We start from the raw sequence: 21,167 nt of genomic DNA, 5'->3' as shown, positions 1-21,167 counted from the left end.
GGAATGATGTATGTCTGAACCTGTCAACGTTTTTCAACAAACAAGAAAACACATAAAAACAGGAAACTTCTCGTTTCTCTCGTCACAAGTTGCTGCATGGCAGAAACTTACAAAAATCATTCAACCTATGCTGCCCCAACCGGAACAGTGGCAGGTTGTTTGCTACCAAAATGGTGTGTTAACGCTTACTGGTGAAAACCAGGCCATGATCTCTCAGTTGGCCTACTTACAGAAGCAATACGTTTCACAACTCTCTCAAATTAGCGAATTAAAGGACTTAACCAAACTGCAAGTGTGCTTACGAAATCCATCCAAAACACCTTTGCTTACAGAAAAATCCGAAAGAGCCCTAAGCCCAGAAACACAGGATATGCTCCGTAGTGCTGCTGACTTTATAAGCGACCCTAAGCTTAGCCAAGCTTTACTACGTTTGGCAAGCAATAAAAAATAACATACAAATCAAATAATGTTGATTTACAATGTGAATTAAGAGAACCAGTTCTCATTCTACATTGTTATAATATAACATACACACTAAAAGACAATGACTTATGTCACATTCACATAAGGAATTGGGCAGGTTTCAATGTCATCAAATGTTACAATTTCATAGCTATCCGGATCACTGCTGACATTACGCAAAAGCTGGTTATTTAAGGCATGTCCTGACTTGTAACCGTCAAATTTTGCAATAATCTGATGCCCCATCAGATACAAGTCACCCACAGCATCCAAAATCTTGTGACGCACAAATTCATCCGAAAAACGTAGCCCTTCTTCATTGACTACTCCAGTTTCATCCACGCCAATCGCGTTTTCCAGACTTGCACCAAGTGCCAGATTATTGGCTTTGAGATAGTCCAGATCTTTCATAAAACCAAAGGTACGCGCTTCACTGACTTCATATACAAAGGTTTCAGTGGAGAAGTCGATGGTGGCAGACTGGTATTCTTTCTTGAAAGCAGGATGATCAAAGTCGATGGTAAAGTTGAGCTGAAAGCCTTCATGCGGGCTAAAAGCCGCACGCTTATCATCAATAAGCGCTTCTACAGGTTTGATGATTTTAATAAATTTCTTTGGTGCCTGTAGCTCCTGAAGTCCACCCTGCATCAGTAGATAGATAAATGGACCGGCACTGCCGTCCATGATGGGCACTTCAGAAGCTGATACTTCAATAATCAGGTTATCGATGCCCAGACCGGCAATAGCACTCATGACATGCTCAATGGTACCCACTTTGGCATTTTCCTGAACCAGATTCGAGCACATGAAAGCTTCCTGGATCAGCATGGCATTGGCGGGTATATCAACCGGTGGATTCAGATCGATGCGTCGAAATACAATTCCCCCATCGGCATGGTGTGGCACGAAGTTAATCATGACTTTCTGCCCACTATGAAGACCGATACCGCTCGCTTTCACGACACGTTTCAGGGTACGCTGTTTCAACATGCTTTTATCATCTGTTCATCAACAAAACCGCTATACGTTAGCATATTTAGCCATTGATAAAAAACAAAAAGGTGGCCTTACAGCCACCTTTTCTGTTGAATCATCGTAAACACATATTGTTACATATTACTTACGTTGTTGATTTTTAAGGTAATCCTGAATACTCATTGGCGTTGGACGTGGGCTTGAAACAGAGGCTGCTGGCGTCGCTGCCGCACCTGCACCAGTTTGTTGACGCTGAATCGCTGGCACATCATCTTCATCGACTGCCGCGGGTGCTGTTGCAGGACGTGACTGCTGTACATTGGTACGTTTCGCAGGCTCAGCAGCATCTGCCGAGTTACGGGTTAGACCTGTTGCAATCACAGTTACGCTGATTTCATCACGTGCATCCGGATCGAATACGGTACCGTAGAATACCTGTCCTTCATCCAGATCTACGATTTGGTTCACTACATCGGTAATCTCTTCGATTTCACCGAAGGTCACGTCGTCGCCACCAGTTACGTTAATCAGGATACCTTTGGCATTCATGATAGTGACGTTATCCAGTAATGGGCTACGAATTGCCTGTTCAGCTGCTTGACGTGCACGGTTTTCACCACGACCAAGACCGACACCCATCATTGCATAACCGCGGGTACTCATCGCTGTTTTCAAGTCGGCGAAGTCAAGGTTGATATGACCTGGACGTACCACAAGATCAAAGATACTGCGTACTGCGTTTAACAGAACATCATCGGCTTTCTTGTAAGCATCTTTCATCGAGATGTCACGGAACACCTTCAACAGACGCTGGTTTGGAATGATGATCAGGGAGTCGACGTGCTGTTCCAAGGCTTGAATACCTTTCTCAGCAGACTGCAGACGGCGCTTACCTTCAAAGTTAAATGGTGTAGTCACCACGCCAACAGTTAGAATACCCATTTCTTTAGCAATTTCAGCAACTACTGGGGCTGCACCAGTACCTGTACCGCCGCCCATACCGGCAGTCACAAACACCATATCGGTGCCTTCAAGATGCTGACGAATCAGTTCACGGCTTTCTTCTGCTGCCGCTTGACCGACTTGTGGATTTGCACCTGCACCTAGACCACGGGTACTTTGCTCGCCCAGCTGAATTTTAAATTCAGCTTCCATACGATCCAGTGCCTGTTTGTCAGTATTGGCACAGACAAATTTCACACCCTGGATGTCTGATTGCAGCATATGCTGTACAGCATTACCACCCGCACCCCCTACACCAAATACAGTGAAACGGGCTTGACCAATGCTATCGTCTTGATCGTCTTCAAAAAATTCAAATGAGGCCATGACCTATAAAATTCCTAATTTAGTACTGGCAGTCACTAAGCCCGTATACTGCCTTGATCTTAATAAAAAATTGTTTTTAAGAATGCTGCTCCACAACTCAGTTGTCAAGTGCAGGCATTTTTTACTACAACTTCTCAACAATATTCACAATAAATGTTGACTAAAAAATTGACTTTAACGTTTCATTAAAGCCCGACCAGGCACGTTTTACGCGCTGTGTCACCGACAGTCTTTCATTTTCTTCCGATTCTACGATGGTTTCCTGCGTATCACTCTGGCTAAACATCAGCAAACCGGCTGCAGTAGCATACTGCGAACGACGCAGCGCTGCCTGATGTGCTTCATCTGCATGTACTGATGCTGGAGGATTACCCAAGTGTGCCGATATACCCAACGTGCGGCGCACATAACTCACCATGCCTTCAATATGGCTGGCATCACCCGTCAAGACCACACCATGGTACAGGCCTTGCATCGCGCCACTATTTTCCAGTTCATCACGCACCAGACCCAGAATTTCACTGTAACGCGCAATAATGATCTCGGTCAGTTCAATCCGGCTAATAGTCTGCGGACCATCAATACCCTGGAACTGGATCATATGGTCCGGTTTTACCACTTTCAGATCGACACAGCCATATAACAGCTTGATACGTTCTGCTTCTTCAGTGGTGGTTTGTAACACGGCTGCGATATCACGTGTCACATGTTCTCCACCACGCTGAATGGTATGGGTAAGTGCCAGACGACCATCCAGATAAACTGCAAGATTCGTGGTGCCGGCACCGATGTCGACCAGACATACGCCATATTCTTTTTCATCTTTCAGCAGGCTGGCTTCAGCAGTTGCCAGACATGACACCACCATGCGCTCCACACCAATATTGGCACCTTTCAAGGCACGGTCAATATTCTGCATGGTACTGATTGGCAACATCATTAAATGATAATGCCCTGTCATACTATGTGCCGACATACGGATCGGGTTCAATACCCATTCCGGCGCATCATCCAGCTCAAAACCTAGTGGAACTGCGCTGACCAGGTAATGATCTGAAGTCTGATGACTGGCTTTGGCCAGTTCCAGCGCCCGTACCACCTCACTGGTGGTAATAGTATGTTCTGCATTGTCAACTGAAGTACGGCCTGAAGCATAAAAGCTTTTCAGCTCCGCACTTGGAATTGAAATCCAGGCTGAATGTACACGGCATTCCGCCATGTCTTCCGCTTCTTGAACGGCATTTTTTATTGCGGTAATGACTTTATCGAGACTTACAATTTTCCCTTTATTCATGCCTCGGTTACGAGCAGTCGCCATCCCAATGACCTGGATATTGTCTGGCGCATGTACCTTACCAATCAAAACTGAAACTTTGTGCGTCCCAATGTCAATCGCAACAACTGAGGGAACAGCTTCATTCATTATTCGTTACTACCATTACCTGTGTTTAATTTATGGCACTAAGCCTCTATTTTTCAAAGCCGAACATTATGGCTTTACTGTAACGCCGTTCTCAATGCTGGTGTCATTATTCGTTACAATAAAGTGACCATTTTGTATCTTTGGTGGAACTGCATTCTTCCACTGAATCGCAAGCCCATTTCTATAGCGCAGATCGATTGAAGAAATTCTAGACCAAACTGGTTTCAAATCGCTATAGGAAAGATGGCTGAGACGTTGCAGCTTACTCATGGTTTGATCCTGATCCACAATCACGCGTAATCCTGAATCAAACTGCATAAACCATGTCATGCGCTCTGTCAGATATAATTCTTTTAAACGGATACCATGCGGTGCGAACAGCTGATTAATTTCATTATAGCGACGCATCATGGTTTTTGCCTGACTGGTAGGGCCATGCATCAATGGCAATTCAGGATAGCTTTGCGGAAGGACTTCTGTGAAAATTTCCCCGCTATCACTGAGCAGACGTCCAGTGCCCCAACGCGCAATCGCATGGTGCGGCATCACTCGTACCCGAATTGCATTCGGCCAGGCACGCGATACTACTACCCGATCTACCCAAGATAATTCTAAAGTTTTATCGCGGACTGATCTTAAATCCGAAGTAAAATAATTTTCGGTAACGACCGGCGATACGTGTTGCAGGATCTGACGCTCTTCAGCTGCCGAACGTGAACCAATCACTTCCAGCTCTGCTACCTGGGCATCGGTCATGACGCGATAGAATCCCAACACTCCAGCAGCGAGCACCACAAAAGCCACACATAGCAGCAACCAACCACCAAGATTGGCCATTTTTTCTTTTCGTGTTGGCGGCTTGTCGTGAATTGATGTAATCGCAGCACGCTTGCGGCGCATGGATGCAGGAAGTTGAGCCATATCTTAGTGAGCCGCACCGTTCAGGGTTTGTTCCAGAATCGCCACACATAATGCTTCAAAACTATACCCCACTGCTGCTGCCGCTTTTGGCACCAAGGAGTGACTGGTCATACCCGGTACTGTATTCACTTCAAGTAACCAGAACTTACCGTCCTGATCCTGCATGGCATCAATACGTCCCCAGCCACTTGCACCTACCGCCTGGAAAGCCCGTAAAGCCAAGGCTTGCAGGTCTTTTTCTTCAGTTTCGCTTAGACCACATGGAATGCCGTACTGCACGTCATTACGGTTATATTTCGCTTCATAGTCATAAAAAGCGACATCTTCTGGTGGTTGCAAACGAATCACAGGAAGTGCCTGACCGTTTAACAGCACAATCGTGAACTCACGCCCGGTGATCCACTTTTCTGCCATCACGATCGCATCATGTTCAGTTGCTTTCGCAATTGCAGTGGCAAAGTCTTCGATTTTCTCAACCTTGCTCATACCAATGCTTGAGCCTTCATGCACTGGCTTGATAATCAATGGCAAACCCAAGGCTGCAACGATTTCTTCAGCATTCGAATCTTTGCTCACAATACGGTATGGTGCTGTTGGTAGTTCTGAACCTTGCCAAACCTGCTTGGTTTTGACCTTGTCCATCCCAATCGCTGAACCTTGTACACCTGTACCGGTATAAGGAATATTCAGCCATTCCAGTGCACCTTGAATCTGGCCATCTTCACCGCCACGACCATGTAGCACGATAAAAGCACGGTCATAAGCCGTCAGTTCCGTGATGCTACGTTCTTGAGGATCGAAACCTTCGGCATTCACCCCAGAACGCAGCAATGCCTCAAGCACTGCCGTACCACTGTCTAGCGAAACCTCACGCTCTGCAGATTTACCACCAAGCAATACGGCAACTTTTCCGAATTTTGAAGCATTTGACACGTTTATATCCTTAAACTTTTAAATCTGGTCAATTCTATCTGAGCCACACGCAGTGACTATTTTACATACAGATGATTCTGAGCAAGTTCAATTGAAATTGCACCTACATTACCGGCACCTTGAGTCAGCAGCAGGTCATTTGCTTGTAGCACATTTTTCATGACATTGCTGAGGTTTCCTTCAACCGGATCAACCAGAATCGGCTCTACCTCGCCACGCAGACGAATACTGCGTGCCAGAGCACGACTATCCGCACCCACGATTGGCTTCTCCCCTGCTGGATAAACTTCCAGTAATAACAACTGATCTACAGTCGATAATACATCAACAAAGTCTTCAAAGCAGTCACGGGTACGGCTGAAACGGTGCGGCTGGAACATCATCACCAGACGACGGTCTGGATGGCTGGCACGTGCCGCCTTGATGGTTGCTTCAACTTCTTTAGGATGGTGACCATAGTCATCCACCAGCTTCACATCACCGCCTTCAAGTTCAAATTGACCTTGCACCTGGAAGCGACGACCAACACCGCTAAAGCTTTCTAAGGCACGGCAAATCGCAGCATCAGAAACGCCTTCATCCGTTGCAATACCAATTGCTGCCAGTGAATTCAGAATATTGTGCGCACCTGGCATGTTGATGGTGACACGCAACGGCTCACGATCTTTACGCAATACCGTAAAGTGTGACTGCATACCGTCTTGTTCAACATCGACTGCACGGATGTCATTATCTTCATTGAAACCATAGGTAATGAGTGGACGACCAATCCGCGGCATGATTTCGCGAATATTGGCATCATCCCCACACACCACAGCCAGACCGTAGAACGGGAGTTTTTGCAGGAACTGAACGAAAGTATCTTTCAGTACATCAAAGCTGCCGCCATAAGTATCCATATGATCAGCATCAATATTGGTGACAATCGTCGCCATTGGCTGCAGGTGCAGGAAAGAAGCATCTGATTCATCTGCTTCTGCCACGATATAACGGCTGGCACCCAATGCGGCATTTACACCAGTACGGTTGAGCAAACCACCGATCACATAGGTTGGATCAAGATTTTCTTCGGCCAACATACAAGTCACCAGACTGGTCGTTGTCGTTTTACCGTGAGTACCTGCTACAGCAATACCATGACGATAACGCATCAATTCACCCAGCATTTCAGCACGGCGAACTACTGGAATACGCTTTTCAATCGCAGTCTTAATTTCCGGATTTTCAGCATCAATTGCGGTTGAAACCACAATGACATTGGCACCCTGAATATTTTCAGTGGCATGACCGATGTAAACCTTAATTCCGTTTTCTTCCAGCTGAGCAGTGGTTTTAGACGCTTTAATATCTGAACCAGAAACTTGGTAGCCCTGGTTTTTCAATACTTCAGCAATACCACACATGCCAGCACCGCCGATCCCCACAAAATGAATGTGTTTGATACGGCGCATTTCTGGCACTTTGATTAATTTTTTCGCTTGGTCAGCTGGAGTTGATGGAGACATAATTTACTCGGTTTACAATTCTTGAATTAAACGAACCACGTGTTGGGTTGCATCTGGTTGAGCCTGCTGGCGTGCTTTTACAGCCATTTCCATAAGAAGTTGGCGATTCAGCATCGGTTCTAGCAGCGCTTTTAAACTGTCTGGGGTCATTGTGGCTTGCGGGCAGATTTTCGCTGCACCAAGATTTGCCAGGAATCGGGCATTGGCAGTCTGGTGGTCATCCACCGCACTTGGTAATGGCACAAAAATCGCTGCCACGCCTGCTGTAGAAATTTCAGTGACAGTCAACGCACCGGCACGGCAGATAATTAAATCCGCATCGCTATACGCCTGTGCCATATCTTCAATAAACGGCTGCACTTCCACATTTAAAGTTGCAGGTGCATCAGCATAACGGGCCCGCGTCGCATCCGCATGATTTTGACCACACTGATGATAAACATTCAATGGAACATTCAGCTGTTTTAAAGCTTCAGGCACACATTCATTGAGTGCCTGTGCTCCCAGTGAACCACCGACGATTAAAATACGCAGTGGCTGACCGGCTTTCTCCCGTTCCTGATAACGCCAGGATGGATTGAGAATTTCAGTAATTTCTTTACGTACCGGATTGCCCGTGGTGACAATTTTATCTTGGGCAGGAAAAGTATTTGGAAATGCCTGACAGACTTTTTTAGCAATACGAGACAGCTGGGTATTGGTAAAACCGGCTACAGCATTTTGCTCATGAATAATCACGGGAATGCCCAGCATCCGCGCTGCCAGACCGCCTGGACCGGCGACATAGCCACCAAAACCAGCCACAGCATCCACTTTCAGCTGCTTCATATATTTCATGGCGCTGAGGGTAGCTTTTAAAATTTTAAACGGTGCAGCCAATTTACGTACCACGCCATTGCCGCGCACGCCTTGGATATCAATCTGATAAATTGGAATATTATGGTTTTTTAACAGTCGGTTTTCCATGCCCGCCGGCGTTGCCAACCAAGACACTTCGATCCCCTGTTGTTCTAAGTCTTTTGCAACGGCTAACGCTGGAAATACATGTCCACCGGTACCTGCGGCCATCATCATGACATGTTTAGGCTGTTTTTGCTGAGCGTCGGTCACGGTCTAATTCTTCAATTCTAAAATATAAACAGGATATGTGATTTAAGTCATCAATTGTAATCACAATCGTTAAGCCATGAAAGTTTATTTACTTTATTTCAACGAGCGGTTCATTGTTTTTTTTCACACGATTTTAAAGTTTAAACTGTATTTATAATCAGGTCTGCATTTTTATTCAATTTTCAGAAAAAAACTGGATTTTATCGCTTGATTTCAATGATTTCTTTTTTATGAATATAAAAAGGATTTTATACCAAGATAAGGCGAAGAGATTACAATACTTATCACTGATTTTCAGACATAAACTTAGGTCTAAACAGCATGAAGTTTACTCTATTTCTATGTTATTTATACACTACAGAAATCCCATAAATTCTTTAATGAATTGATTTAATAGATAAAGTGATAACAGATGTCAAAAATTTCAGTGCATGACAGCTGGGTGATCCTGGCAGGTTATCTGGCCGCCATTCATGTCGGCAAGCTCTCTGCCGTAATTCCAATTTTGCAGCAGGACTTAGGCCTCAGCTTTACCCAAGCGGGTTTCTCCCTGTCTCTGGTTCAGGGTGCAGGCATGCTGTTTGCTCTCAGTATTGGGGCATTCTCTGAAAAATTTGGTCTAAAACGCTGCCTGATTCTGGCACTGACGATTCTGGGGTTCAGCAGTATTGCCGGACTCTGGATTCAGCATGTCGCTGCATTATATTTTTTTCGTTTTACCGAAGGCATTGGTTTTCTGACCATTTCCCTATGTGCACCCGCAATTCTGAAACGGATCAGCCGACCAGAACATCTGAATTTCAAGATGGGACTATGGAGTTCCTATATGGGTGTGGGCGTGAGTCTAGCCGTTCTGTGTATTCCGGTATTGCTGGAATGGCTGCACTGGCAGACCATCTGGGTTTTACTCGGTGGAGTATGTCTGTTGATTGCCTTCATGGTACATCGCTATCTACACCTTGAACCGCAGGTAGCTACCCCTCAAACAGCAGCATCACCGGCTGCAAGCTCTTCTTTCTGGGAAATTGTACGGGTCACCATAACTCATCCCCCCATTTTATGTCTGGCAGTGATTTTTGCCTGTTATACCAGTCAGTGGCTGACTGTGATCGGCTTTTTACCGAGTATGTATGTCGCGAATCAGATTGATTTAAAAACCGCAGGTATGCTGGCCTCACTGGTCGTGGTTTCCAATCTGGGCGGTACCTTTGGTGCCGGTATGCTGTTGCAACATGGCTGGCAGCCCAAAAACCTGCTCTGGACTGGCTTTATCAGCATGATGCTGACCAGCTTTTTGGCCTTTGCTGCTCGTTCCTGGTTGCTGCTGGAATTACAGGTATTGAGTGCTGTGCTGTTTTCACTGGTCGGCGGGATTATTCCTACCACTGTTTTTGCTATTACCCTGAAATATGCACCACGCGCCAATGCTGCGGCCGCCAGTGTCGGTCTGGTTCTCCAAATTTCAGCATTTGCACAATTTTTTGTCCCGCCACTCAGTGCATCATTGGTTTCTGCGACCGGACAATGGGCCAATATTGCAATGGTTACCGCCTGCCTGTCGATACTCGGTCTAGTAATGAGCAGCTATCTGTTCCAACGTCATGGGAAATAAAAAAGAGCCTCAATAGAGGCTCTTTTTTTATAACTGCAAAGCTTAGGCCTGATCGACACCCGCTTCCAGCACATCAAACAGGCCATCCGCAATCGAGGTACCAAACTGTGTATCAATTTCACGGATACAGGTTGGGCTGGTCACATTGATCTCAGTAACATAGTTACCAATTACATCTAGGCCTACAAAGACCAGACCTTTTTCACGTAAAAATGGACCAACTTTTGCAGCAATTGCCTTGTCATTTTCAGTTAGAGGTCGTGCCTCACCCAGACCGCCTGCTGCCAGGTTACCACGCACTTCACCATTTTGTGGAATACGTGCCAGACAGTAAGGCACCGGCTCACCATTCACCATCAGGATACGTTTATCCCCTTCAACAATTTCAGGAATATAACGCTGCGCCATAATTGGCTGAGTCCCATGATTGGTCAGGATTTCGATGGTCGAACCAATATTTACCCCATCCTGATACAGACGGAAAATCCCCATCCCCCCCATACCATCTAGAGGCTTAACAATGACATCACCATGTTCTTTAATGAATTCACGAATCAGACTTTGTTGTGAAGTCACTAATGTTGGTACCTGCAGTTCGGGGAACTGGGTGGCAAACAGCTTTTCATTGCAGTCACGCAGGCTTTGCGGCTTGTTAATGATCCAGGCACCTTCACGTTCTGCCTGCTCCAGAATATAAGTTGCGTAGACAAAATTCATGTCGAAAGGTGGATCTTTACGCATGAGTACCACGTCATATGCTGCGATGGATTCTTTACGCTTTTCACCTAATTCATAGTAATGATTGTAGTCTTCAAACACCTGTAGTGGTGAAATCAAACCAAATGCTTTGCCCTGATCAATATACAAATCTTGCTGTAATGCGTAACCCAGTTCATGACCACGGCGTGCGGCTGCCCAAAGCATCGCCATGGTTGAATCTTTCTTCAGGTTTACATTTTCGATGGGATCCATCACAACAAGTACGCGCATATCTTTGGCTCTTTTCTCAAAATGAATTTGGCAATGAGTATAGCCGAGATTATTCTTTTGTTTATTCAGATTTTGCATGAGTATGTATGCATTCTTGTGTTAAGGGTGGAGCGAAAGATGCTGCAAGCTATTGTCGGTTTTCATTTAGATGAGGAAAATCATTGGGTCGCTGAGCTTGCCTGTGGACATGGTCAGCATGTGCGGCATGATCCGCCTTGGCAAAATCGTCCCTGGGTCATGACGGAAGCAGGCCGAAGGGAAAAATTGGGCCTAAAACTGAACTGTAAAAAATGTGAGGAAGCACAGCAAACCCACAAAGATGATTGATCGGAATAGTCCTGGGTTATCATCAAAAGCTTTCTAATTTTTAAAATAAATCTTCCAGCTTCTCTGAAATATTTAAGCCATCTATATCGTTAGGTGATCCTACATGATTGTCAAATCCCTGCAGAACTTTTATGCTTAAAAATAATACGCATTCTGCGATTCAAGGTGCTTCGTGCTGCAACGCTTTTTTCAACAGGCCTGGTTTATCCTGCTGATGGTTTTTGCCATCGGCTGGGGTGCTATTTCTGTAGCATCCGCGAACGCCATGCATCTGATTCAAATGCAACAACAGCCTTGTGCCAAACAAATGGTACATGGTGATAAGCACACCACACAGATGGCTGCCATAGAACATGCAATGCATGTTCCCGCTTCTCAACACTGTGATAATCAAGCTTCGACTCAACAACATGAATGTCTCGATTGCAGCTTTAGTGCCTGCCAGAGCATGATGAGCTGGTTAAATACTGAACCGCAGCCATTGACTACGTTGCAATCCTACGAAGCCAACACCGAACTTTCTTTCCCTTATACTGCCCGTCACCTTAGCGGTTACTGGCAAGATATTCTCCGCCCTCCCAAAGCCTGATCCGAATTTTTAAATATTTTTAATAAATTTCAGGATCAAGTTATGTCTATCAAATTTCGTCACAGCCTGCTTGTAGGCTTATGTGTGATCTCTTCCTCTGCTTTTGCCGCAGTGAAGGAATACCATCTGATTATTGCTGAAGGTAAACTCAATCTGACCGGGAAACCTGTACAGCGTATTACTGTCAACGGCCAGTTCCCGGCTCCGACACTTGAATTTACAGAGGGCGATGAAGCAATTATTCATGTACAAAACAACCTGAACAATCAGGATACCTCGCTGCACTGGCACGGCCTGTTATTACCCGGCCTGATGGATGGTGTGCCTGGCTTTAACGGATTTCATGGCATTAAGCCCGGACAGAAATTTAGCTACCGCTTCAAGGTACGCCAGAATGGTACCTACTGGTATCACGCCCATTCCAAAGGTCAGGAACAGGATGGGCTGTACGGTGCGCTGCTGATTCACCCTAAAAATCGAAATACGATTCCTACCCATGAAAAAACTGAGCGGGATTATGTGGTGATGCTTTCAGAATTTCATGAACAGAGCAGCCAGTCTATTCAGAATAACCTGAAAAAATCAGCAGATTATTACCAGAACCAGCGTGAAACAGTGGGTGATATTTGGCAGCAGATCAAACGTGATGGTCTTAAGGCCACCTGGTCAGACCGCAAGATGTGGAACCAGATGCGCATGCTCAAAACCGACCTGTCCGATGTCAGCGGCTATACTTTTCTGGTCAATGGCAAAACACCTGAACAGAACTGGACCGGGCCGTTCCAGCCGAATGAAAAAGTGCGTCTACGCTTTATCAATGCCGCAGCCATGTCCTTTTTTGATGTACGTATTCCAAATCTGAAAATGACTGTGGTCAGTGCTGATGGCCAACCGGTTAAACCGGTCAGTATTGATGAATTCCGTATTGGTGCCGCAGAAACCTATGACGTGATTGTAGAACCCACTGCAGCACACTATCAGATCCAGGCGGAATCAATTGACCGTTTTGGCTTTGCCTTGGGCAGCCTGCATGACCAGACACAGGCCATGCCGCATCACATCAGCCAACCCGCAGCCCGTCCCCGTGCTTTATTAACCATGCAGGATATGGGACATGGTGAACAACACGAAATGCCATACCATATACCTGCTGGTCATAGCATGCATTCGGAAAAATCTTCAGATGATGAGCCTGCTCAACATGATCTGCATGCACCGCATTCCATGCCAGAACAAGAACAGCCTGCCAGACCTGTTGAAGGCTGGGCCAATGCGTCCACACCTTTAGGGCATAAAGCCCTGCAGTATCGTGATCTGAAATCCTTATTTCCTCAGCAGGATGTTCGTGAACCAGAATCGGAACTGGTGATCCGTCTTGGTGGCAATATGGAGCGTTACATCTGGACCATCAATGGCAAGAAATATAGCGAAGCCGAACCTTTACAAGTGAAGTATGGTCAGCGTATCCGGTTGAAATTCATCAATGACAGCATGATGGCGCATCCAATGCATCTGCATGGCATGTTTATGCAACTGGAAAATGGCCTGCTTGCGAGTGATCTGCCAAACAAGCACACGATTGTGGTACCACCCGGCAAAACGGTCACTGCGCTACTGACTGCCGATGAATTGGGTGAATGGTCAATTCACTGTCACCTGCTCTATCACATGAGTGCGGGCATGATGAACAAACTGATCGTGGCACAGGTTAATGATGATCACACCAATGCTCAGCCTGCTAAACCACAATCAGCTCAACCACAAGGAGATGCTCATGCACATCATTAAAATAATGAAGCACTCTCTGTCATTGGCAGTTACCCTGCTGATGAGTTCCACCGCATTTGCCGAAACGATGCAGCATGATCACACCATGATGCAAGAATTTGCCTCTACTCATGAACATCAGCAGCATACAGATATGCAGCCCTCCCCATCTGTTTCCACTGACAGGATAAAGAAGGCTGACCATGAACATAAACACGAGCATGGTGGACAGATTTATAATGTGCTTGAACTGGATCAGCGCTGGCAAACCACGGGACATGGTCATGGCAAATTTCAGTCAGAGAATGAACTGAAAATCGGTACGGATGAAAACAAGCTGGTACTTAAACTGGAAGCTGAAAAGGCTGAGTCCAGACCAGAGGAATACGCTGCCAAGATACTCTATAGCCATATGGTTTCAGACTTCTGGGATGTTCAGACCGGGCTGGGATATCAGGAATATTTGCTTGAAGTGAACCAGCAACATGCCAAACAGGAACACTGGAATGCAGTGCTTGGTTTACATGGTCTGGCACCATATTTCTTTGAAACTTCAGCTTATCTGGAAGTGGGTCAGGATGACTATGTAGCATTGAATTTTGAGACTGAACGTGACCTGCTTTTGACTCAAAAACTGATTCTAAAACCTTATAGTGAAGTGGAAGCGATCTTAAATGATAGTTCCCCTTTTCCAAAAAAGACCGGACTGCGTGAAGCTGCATTGGGTTTGAATACCCGTTATGAAATAACGAAGCAGGTCATGCCTTATATTGATATTGCCTACCGTTATGAGCAGGAAAGTCTGTGGGAAAATGATCAGCTCAGGTCAAATTCCGAAAAAGATTGGGTGTATGGGCTTGGAGTGAAGTTTAAGTTCTAACTTCCACCCTTTAGTAGATTATAAAAAGGAATTGATCCTAATGATTTAAGGGTCAATTCCTAAAATATCAATTTGGTATGAGCTAGATTTCGCATAATAACCATTATGTTAAGTTAGGTGAAGACTCACTTAAAACAAGAGCTTTAATTTTTACAGCTTTTTCGAAATGATCTAATTTATGTTCCATGATCCACCAATTGGCTGCTTCCATTAAAAGTTCAGGATTATCATTCTTGTTTTTGAAAAAAGCATAGAAAGATAAACCTACGTTATCTCCTTTTTTCTCAATTTTCTCATTACATCCGTGAATAAATATTTCTCTTAACTCTTTTCTCATATTTTTAACTTTCTCTAAAATTAACATAATACACGTTATGAGAAGTCAAAAATGGGAGTGAACCGTACCGGGTTTGTCGGAGACTTTTTTATTTAAGTTAGGCCACCTAATACGGATTATACTAAACCCCGATATTGGATCTGTTTTTTAAATTATGTATAAGACATTTTACGACTGACTTAAAAATTACCTCAAAGGTTACTATGGATCCGTAAGGCTTTAAGAGTAAGTACTACCAGTATGGTGACTAATAAATACAAAAAATAATGCCCCATTCCATCTGATGGTCTATTTTTCAAGTAAATTGATAAAATAATGATGGTAATAAATAGAAAAAAATATTGCATGTTATCCGTAACTTAATTGATATCTCGAAAAATGGGAACTGTTTAACTTTCCTAAAATTAACATAATACACCTTATACGAAATCCATTTTTTATTTCATATAAATCAATATCTTATACCATATCAAAAAGCCCAAACATGTGCGTTTGGGCTTTTCTGTTTATTTTTAATGTTCCACGTTTACTATTTAAGCAATGTTCTACATCAATATTAAATAAAAACTTACAGGAACTTAGATGCCATATTTCAAACGGTAATCTTCCATTTTAGCTAGTGCTTCTTGATCACCTTTGGTATCCAGGTAATCCATCAGGTCTTTCATGGTAATCAGGGCATGTACTGGAATTTCCAGTTCTTTTTGCACTTCCTGAATCGCTGACAGCTCGCCTTGACCTTTTTCTTGACGATCAAGCGCAACTAATACACCCGCAATCTGCGCACCAGCATTTTTCAGGATGGTGACCACTTCACGAATCGCGGTACCTGCTGTGATCACATCATCAATGATCCAGACCTTTTTACCTTCTACAGAAGCACCAACCAATACACCGCCTTCGCCGTGATCTTTGGCTTCTTTACGGTTAAAGCCCCAAGGCACACTTACGCCATGATTCTGAGACAGTGCCACTGCGGTTGCAGCCACAAATGGAATACCCTTATATGCAGGACCAAAGATCACTTCAACATTGTCACATTCAGTCAGTTTTGCAGCATAGCCAGATGCCAGGCCAGTCAAGGCTTCACCATCATTGAGCAAACCTGCGTTGAAAAAATAAGGACTCACACGGCCCGATTTTAAAGTAAACTCACCAAATTTAAGCACACCGCGTGATAATGCGAGTTCGATAAAAGCTTGCGGGTTAAACTGAGCTTGCGTTGACATGAGGTGCTCCTAAATCCATTAATTAAGGTAAGACTTGCGCATGATACCAAAGAGTAGCTATCCAGGTGATCAAAAAATTCTTCGTGTCGTTTCAATTAATGTCAACGGCTTACGCTCATCCGTAACCAAAGGCCTGCTGGAATGGATGGAAAAATCTGATGCAGATGTAATTTGCATGCAGGAAAGCCGGATTACCCATGCGCAATGGACCGATAAATTCAAGCCCGAAGGCTGGTATACCCACCTTTTCCCGGCAGAACGTCCAGGCTATGCCGGTACAGCCATTTATAGCCGCCTGCCTTTTGTTTCCCTGACCGATGGTCTGGGCTTTGAACTGGCAGACTCACAAGGTCGCTTTATTGCTGCCGAGTTTGACTTAGGTTTAGATAAAACTGTGCATATCTGTTCGCTGTATCTGCCATCCGGTTCATCGGGTGATGAAGCACAGGCGCGTAAAGATCACTTCTTAGATGAATATAAAAAAATTCTAAAACAATGGCGCGATGAAGATAAATCTATCATTGTGTGTGGTGACTATAATATCGTACATAAACGCATCGATATTAAAAACTGGTCTGGTAACCAGAAAGCTTCGGGCTGCTTGCCACACGAACGTGCATGGCTGGATCATATCTATGATGAACTGGGCTATGTTGATACTTTCCGTGAAGTGCGCAAAGAAGCTGAACTATACTCATGGTGGTCGAATCGCGGCCAGGCCCGTGCCAAGAACGTAGGCTGGCGGATTGATTATCAAGCCTGTTCACCCGACTGGAAAGAACGTACGGTAAATGCTTGGGTGTATAAAGAGGAATGGTTTAGCGACCATGCCCCAGTGATTATTGACTATAAACTTTAATCCTGCAGACAAAATGAGTGAACAATCGTTCACTCAGTCAACATAAATCACTTACATTGCAAGACGTATTAACAGCTATTCTTGGAGCTAAATACGGAGCATTATACTTACACGGCACAAGGACATGTCAGGATGACAATAAAAGGACAGGAAGCCGTAGGAAGAAATAAAACAGACTATAAGATTTAGCTTGTTTTGCATGGATGTGACATCGGACGTTGAGATGAGACCCGCATAATCAGGATGATTGGATGCGGGTTTTCTCATTTTAGCGCCTTTATATCACTATCAGCTTTTCACTGCTTTTTATTTCACGCCTTTATTTTCATTACTATTTTGCACAAATCAGATGTCAATTTCATGACATTCCTGTATCTGCTATGTATCTATTTTTATCTCGTTTTTTCTTAGTCTTTTCTTCATAGTCATGGTTGTAATTCTCAAATTTCGCTAAGCTAAAGCAAAATTTAGATGGGTGATGATCATGTTAAAGATATATGGAATTAAAAATTGCAATTCAATGAAGAAAGCATTTGATCTGTTGACTGAGCTGGGTGTGAGCTATGAGTTTCATGACTATAAGAAACAGGGCATTGATGCTGAGACCTTAAAGACCTGGCTGGATGCATTGGGTCAGGAAGTGGTGCTGAATAAAAAAGGCACTACCTGGCGCAAGCTCAGTGAAGAAGAGCAGCAAACCGCCTTAGCAAATGAAGAAAATCTGCTTGCTGCCTTAACGACGCATACTAGTTTAATTAAACGTCCAATTCTGGCAACCGGTTCAGGCTTTATTGCGGGTTTTGATGAAGCGGCCTATCGTGCACTAAAAAATTAAAATGAATTGATAATAAGGTTCAATACAGCAACCGATTTATAGCGACAAAAAAGCCTGACAATCGTCAGGCTTTAGCAGTCTCAGACTCAGAATCAGTTTGCACGGATCCAGGTCTGGTTGCGGCCCAGTGCAGCTACACCAATAAAGCCACGTAGTTGCAACTTCTTGCCACCATCAGCCAGGTTACCTTTCAGCTTGTAGGTCTTACCTGATTGTGGATCAAGAATCGAACCATTTTCATAGTTGGTACCGCCAACATTTTTCAGACCTTTAACAATCGTCAAGCCTTTCAGAGATTTGTTGCGATATGGACCTTCACATTTCGTGCAGGCATTTTCTTCACCTTTGGTCAAAACCTGCTGAATGCTGGCACTTAACGTCCCATTGCTTTGTTCAGTGAATTTTACAATCGCTTTTGGCTGATTGGTTTTGTCGTCAATTGTTTTCCAGACTGTTCCATTTAAAGGATCTGCGGCATTCGCCAATGCACTTAAACCCAGTAGTCCTAACATAAGCGCCATTTTTTTCATTTTTGTTTCTTTCCCTAAGTCTGTGAGTAGACCGTTGTAGTATTAATTAAGTCACAACAATTTTTCAATTTCTAGATGTGACTATCTAGTGTAACCTTGTAAATATTGTTGGTAAATAACATACCAGACCAATGAAAACATAAAAAGATGGAAAGAAAATGAAGATTAGCCCCCTTACGAAACAGTTGATTACAGAAACGATTTTAAAAACTTCCATCCGTAAACCCAGTCAGTTTAATCTTCCTCCCGCTGCGCTCCGAAAAGCCCTTGACCAGTTCTGCAAACTTTTTCCTCTAGACAAAAATGTTGAAATACGATCGTTAAAACTGGCAGGTTTGAATGCAGAAGAAATCAAACCTCAACAAGAAGCTACCCAGCTGATTTTCCATATTCATGGCGGTGCTTTTTATTTGGGCTCAATGAATACGCATCGTGCTTTTATGACCCAGATTGCGGCCCGTACGCAGATGCAGGTGCTGCATGTAGATTATCCGCTTGCTCCTGAAGCACCTTATCCCGCTGCGCTGGATGCCGTCTTCAATGTGTACGTGCAACTATTGGATCAAGGCATACAAGCCAAGGATATCATTCTCTCTGGAGATTCTTGTGGGGCAAATCTGGCATTGGCCTTGTCCCTGAAAATTCAGACACTAGAACTTCCGCAACCTAGCGGTTTGATCCTGCTTTCTCCATTTGTTGACCTGACCTTGACCAGTGAATCCTTACGCTATAATCAGCAGCATGATGCCTTGTTATCCATTGAAACATTAGAAAGCGGCATTCAATACTATGTGCCCTCGTCGATCGAGCCTGGCAATTCTGAAGTATCGCCTTATTTTGCCGACTTAAGTGGTCTGCCACCCATGCATATTCAGGTTGGTTCCAAGGAAATTTTGCTGGATGATGCGCAACGTCTCCGTGATAAAGCGCAAGCAGCGGGTGTCGAAGTGGAGTTCAAGCTGTATACCGGCATGTGGCACAATTTTCAGATGTTCAGTGCCTGGTTTGATGAAGCCCGACAATCTCTGGCTGACTTGGCGGAGTTTGCACATCGTCTGGATCGGGACTAAAAGTGCTGTTTTTATATTTTTTCAATTTCCAGGATGAGGCAGGAAAATTTTGTATTTGGCAAAGATAAAACAAGCCGAACGCATCACAATTACCTGCTTACCCTGTTATCTACTCACATATTATAGCGATCCAAATTTCAAACTTTGCTGAAATGACCTAACTGTACAAAATACAACCATTCTCTTTTTCAATATATTCATGCTATCCTAAACCCAAGAAATAAAACATTTTATTTATTACGATATTGATAATTCAGAATGGGATCCAGCCTTGTATGAAGCGTATTTCGCCTGCTCTGCAAGCTATTTTCAAGCATAAACTCACCAAGTATCTGGTCGAAGATGAAGTGGTGATGAATTGGGGAGTACTCAAAAAATGTATCCTTATGCTTGTACTTGGCTGTGGTATCCATCTGAGCTGGATGATCTGGGATGTCTTTGTTTTACTCAGTCCTGAATATTGGCAATATGTAGATATCCATGTGGTCAAAATACAGGCTGCCGTCAATAGCTTGTTTTTGCTGATTCTGCTTTGTTTAATTTATCCCTGTTATAAATTTCGAAATAACACCCGCGCCAAGCGTTACCTGCCCTATATCTCAGTTGGCATCTTTGTCATTTCCCTTTGCCGAGATGCTTATGTCGTCGGTGTGGTCAGCCCAGTGGCCATGATTGCCTATGTTAGCCTGATTACAGTAGGGCTGGTCCTGTTTTCTCGAACGCTGGTGTATAGCATGCTGGTCCCCGCCTCAATTTTTCTCAGTATTTGCGGTTATTTGAGCTATACCGGTCATCTTACTTACTCCCCCCTCTTTACCATCCCAGGCAAACTATTCCATAACGGTTTCTGGCTGGTATCCATGCTATATTTTATTCTGCCTATTCTGGCGATCTGTATGATGCTGTTTGAAATCCTGCTCAGCCAGTGGCGACACCGTGAACAACTCATTCAGCACCTAAGCCAGATTGACCCATTAACCAATCTGTTTAACCGACGCAGTATTAATCAATGTCTGGATAAGCTGAGCAGTGTGAAACTGGAAAGCTATGCGCTGGTTCTGCTGGATCTGGATCATTTTAAGAAAATCAATGACTACTATGGGCACCATAAGGGTGATGAAACCCTGATCCGGGTCAGTGAGGTACTCAGCCAGCTGCTACGTGAAAGTGATGTGGTTGGCCGTTTTGGGGGTGAAGAATTTATTCTGATACTGAAAAATTCTAATCTGGAAAAAGCCCGTCAGGTTGCGGAGCGCTGCCGTGCTGCAATTCAGCAGCTAGAAATTTATAGTGATGATGGTCAGCGCATTCATGTCACTGCAAGTTTTGGTATTGCCCTGTCCAGTCCAGAATTACGACCTCAACAGTTGCTCAGTCAGGCAGATAAAGCGCTGTATCAGGCCAAAGCGAGTGGCCGTAATCTGGTCAAAGCCTATAACGTTGCACTTGATGGTGGGATGCAACTGCATCATTCCTGATTCAAT

Annotated in this window: 21 protein-coding genes; 10 read left to right on the top strand and 11 right to left on the bottom strand. The window is 44.3% G+C overall.

Annotation, left to right across the window (positions count from 1 at the left end):
• Window positions 1–10 precede the first annotated feature (10 nt).
• Complete coding sequence (locus IHE35_RS00630; RefSeq protein ID WP_242788460.1) at window positions 11–451, top strand: DciA family protein; 441 nt, start codon at window positions 11–13, stop codon at window positions 449–451.
• Between the two features lie 98 nt (window positions 452–549).
• Here the strand turns inward: IHE35_RS00630 and lpxC are convergent, their stop codons facing one another.
• The 7 genes from lpxC to murG all read right to left on the bottom strand — a co-directional run bounded on the left by lpxC (window position 550) and on the right by murG (window position 8,658).
• Window positions 550–1,452 carry a UDP-3-O-acyl-N-acetylglucosamine deacetylase gene (lpxC, locus tag IHE35_RS00625; protein WP_004813751.1) on the bottom strand — a complete coding sequence of 301 codons (903 nt, stop codon included), beginning with the start codon at window positions 1,450–1,452 and terminating at the stop codon, window positions 550–552.
• A 126-nt stretch (window positions 1,453–1,578) separates the two neighbouring features.
• On the bottom strand, window positions 1,579–2,766 hold the full coding sequence (gene ftsZ, locus IHE35_RS00620) for a cell division protein FtsZ (protein WP_004813752.1): 1,188 nt from the start codon (window positions 2,764–2,766) through the stop codon (window positions 1,579–1,581).
• 160 nt (window positions 2,767–2,926) lie between these two features.
• Window positions 2,927–4,189: a cell division protein FtsA gene (gene ftsA, locus IHE35_RS00615; protein WP_242788459.1), complete on the bottom strand. Its 1,263-nt coding sequence runs from the start codon at window positions 4,187–4,189 to the stop codon at window positions 2,927–2,929.
• Between the two features lie 66 nt (window positions 4,190–4,255).
• On the bottom strand, window positions 4,256–5,110 hold the full coding sequence (locus IHE35_RS00610; protein WP_242788458.1) for a cell division protein FtsQ/DivIB: 855 nt from the start codon (window positions 5,108–5,110) through the stop codon (window positions 4,256–4,258).
• Window positions 5,111–5,113: 3 nt separating this feature from the next.
• Window positions 5,114–6,043, bottom strand: coding sequence for a D-alanine--D-alanine ligase (locus IHE35_RS00605; RefSeq protein WP_242788457.1), 930 nt, complete (start codon window positions 6,041–6,043; stop codon window positions 5,114–5,116).
• 56 nt (window positions 6,044–6,099) lie between these two features.
• A complete protein-coding gene (gene murC, locus IHE35_RS00600; RefSeq protein ID WP_242788455.1) occupies window positions 6,100–7,548 on the bottom strand; it encodes a UDP-N-acetylmuramate--L-alanine ligase in 1,449 nt (482 codons plus the stop codon).
• Between the two features lie 12 nt (window positions 7,549–7,560).
• On the bottom strand, window positions 7,561–8,658 hold the full coding sequence (murG, locus tag IHE35_RS00595; protein WP_242788453.1) for an undecaprenyldiphospho-muramoylpentapeptide beta-N-acetylglucosaminyltransferase: 1,098 nt from the start codon (window positions 8,656–8,658) through the stop codon (window positions 7,561–7,563).
• A 412-nt stretch (window positions 8,659–9,070) separates the two neighbouring features.
• Between murG and IHE35_RS00590 the strand changes: the two genes are divergently transcribed.
• Window positions 9,071–10,270, top strand: coding sequence for an MFS transporter (locus tag IHE35_RS00590; protein ID WP_242788451.1), 1,200 nt, complete (start codon window positions 9,071–9,073; stop codon window positions 10,268–10,270).
• 42 nt (window positions 10,271–10,312) lie between these two features.
• Here IHE35_RS00590 and gshB read toward each other — a convergent pair whose 3' ends face one another.
• Window positions 10,313–11,260 carry a glutathione synthase gene (gene gshB / locus IHE35_RS00585; RefSeq protein ID WP_242788449.1) on the bottom strand — a complete coding sequence of 316 codons (948 nt, stop codon included), beginning with the start codon at window positions 11,258–11,260 and terminating at the stop codon, window positions 10,313–10,315.
• Between the two features lie 117 nt (window positions 11,261–11,377).
• Between gshB and IHE35_RS00580 the strand changes: the two genes are divergently transcribed.
• The 4 genes from IHE35_RS00580 (at window position 11,378) to IHE35_RS00565 (ending at window position 14,823) form a co-directional block, all read left to right on the top strand.
• The gene (locus IHE35_RS00580) at window positions 11,378–11,587 is read left to right on the top strand and encodes a DUF3565 domain-containing protein (RefSeq protein WP_242788447.1); all 210 of its coding nucleotides are present in this window, start codon (window positions 11,378–11,380) and stop codon (window positions 11,585–11,587) included.
• A 172-nt stretch (window positions 11,588–11,759) separates the two neighbouring features.
• The gene (locus tag IHE35_RS00575; protein WP_242788445.1) at window positions 11,760–12,176 is read left to right on the top strand and encodes a hypothetical protein; all 417 of its coding nucleotides are present in this window, start codon (window positions 11,760–11,762) and stop codon (window positions 12,174–12,176) included.
• 42 nt (window positions 12,177–12,218) lie between these two features.
• On the top strand, window positions 12,219–13,964 hold the full coding sequence (locus IHE35_RS00570; protein WP_242788444.1) for a copper resistance system multicopper oxidase: 1,746 nt from the start codon (window positions 12,219–12,221) through the stop codon (window positions 13,962–13,964).
• Entirely contained in the window at window positions 13,951–14,823 is an 873-nt protein-coding gene (locus IHE35_RS00565; RefSeq protein WP_242788443.1) for a copper resistance protein B, read from the top strand. Before IHE35_RS00570 ends, IHE35_RS00565 begins: the two co-directional genes overlap by 14 nt.
• 103 nt (window positions 14,824–14,926) lie before the next feature.
• On the opposite strand, the gene IHE35_RS00560 is transcribed toward IHE35_RS00565, so the two are convergent.
• The gene (locus IHE35_RS00560; RefSeq protein WP_044108305.1) at window positions 14,927–15,160 is read right to left on the bottom strand and encodes a DUF6500 family protein; all 234 of its coding nucleotides are present in this window, start codon (window positions 15,158–15,160) and stop codon (window positions 14,927–14,929) included.
• Window positions 15,161–15,738: 578 nt separating this feature from the next.
• Window positions 15,739–16,389, bottom strand: coding sequence for an orotate phosphoribosyltransferase (gene pyrE / locus IHE35_RS00555; protein WP_242788442.1), 651 nt, complete (start codon window positions 16,387–16,389; stop codon window positions 15,739–15,741).
• Between the two features lie 40 nt (window positions 16,390–16,429).
• On the opposite strand from pyrE, the gene IHE35_RS00550 reads away from it, so the two are divergent.
• Both IHE35_RS00550 and IHE35_RS00545 read left to right on the top strand, forming a co-directional pair.
• Window positions 16,430–17,248, top strand: coding sequence for an exodeoxyribonuclease III (locus IHE35_RS00550; protein ID WP_242788441.1), 819 nt, complete (start codon window positions 16,430–16,432; stop codon window positions 17,246–17,248).
• A 484-nt stretch (window positions 17,249–17,732) separates the two neighbouring features.
• Entirely contained in the window at window positions 17,733–18,083 is a 351-nt protein-coding gene (locus IHE35_RS00545) for a Spx/MgsR family RNA polymerase-binding regulatory protein (protein WP_242788440.1), read from the top strand.
• Window positions 18,084–18,175: 92 nt separating this feature from the next.
• On the opposite strand, the gene IHE35_RS00540 is transcribed toward IHE35_RS00545, so the two are convergent.
• Window positions 18,176–18,613: a DUF2147 domain-containing protein gene (locus IHE35_RS00540; protein ID WP_242788439.1), complete on the bottom strand. Its 438-nt coding sequence runs from the start codon at window positions 18,611–18,613 to the stop codon at window positions 18,176–18,178.
• A 158-nt stretch (window positions 18,614–18,771) separates the two neighbouring features.
• Here IHE35_RS00540 and IHE35_RS00535 point away from each other — a divergent pair, with 158 nt between their 5' ends.
• Both IHE35_RS00535 and IHE35_RS00530 read left to right on the top strand, forming a co-directional pair.
• On the top strand, window positions 18,772–19,683 hold the full coding sequence (locus tag IHE35_RS00535) for an alpha/beta hydrolase (protein ID WP_242788438.1): 912 nt from the start codon (window positions 18,772–18,774) through the stop codon (window positions 19,681–19,683).
• Window positions 19,684–19,958: 275 nt separating this feature from the next.
• Window positions 19,959–21,161 (top strand): GGDEF domain-containing protein, encoded by a 1,203-nt coding sequence (locus tag IHE35_RS00530; protein WP_242788437.1) that lies wholly within the window; start codon window positions 19,959–19,961, stop codon window positions 21,159–21,161.
• Window positions 21,162–21,167 lie beyond the last annotated feature (6 nt).

It is taken from the genome of Acinetobacter sp. ASP199 (genome assembly GCF_022700675.1).
Taxonomy (GTDB): domain Bacteria; phylum Pseudomonadota; class Gammaproteobacteria; order Pseudomonadales; family Moraxellaceae; genus Acinetobacter.
Note: the sequence above shows the minus strand (reverse complement) of the source record. Positions and strands in the feature narration are given on the sequence as shown.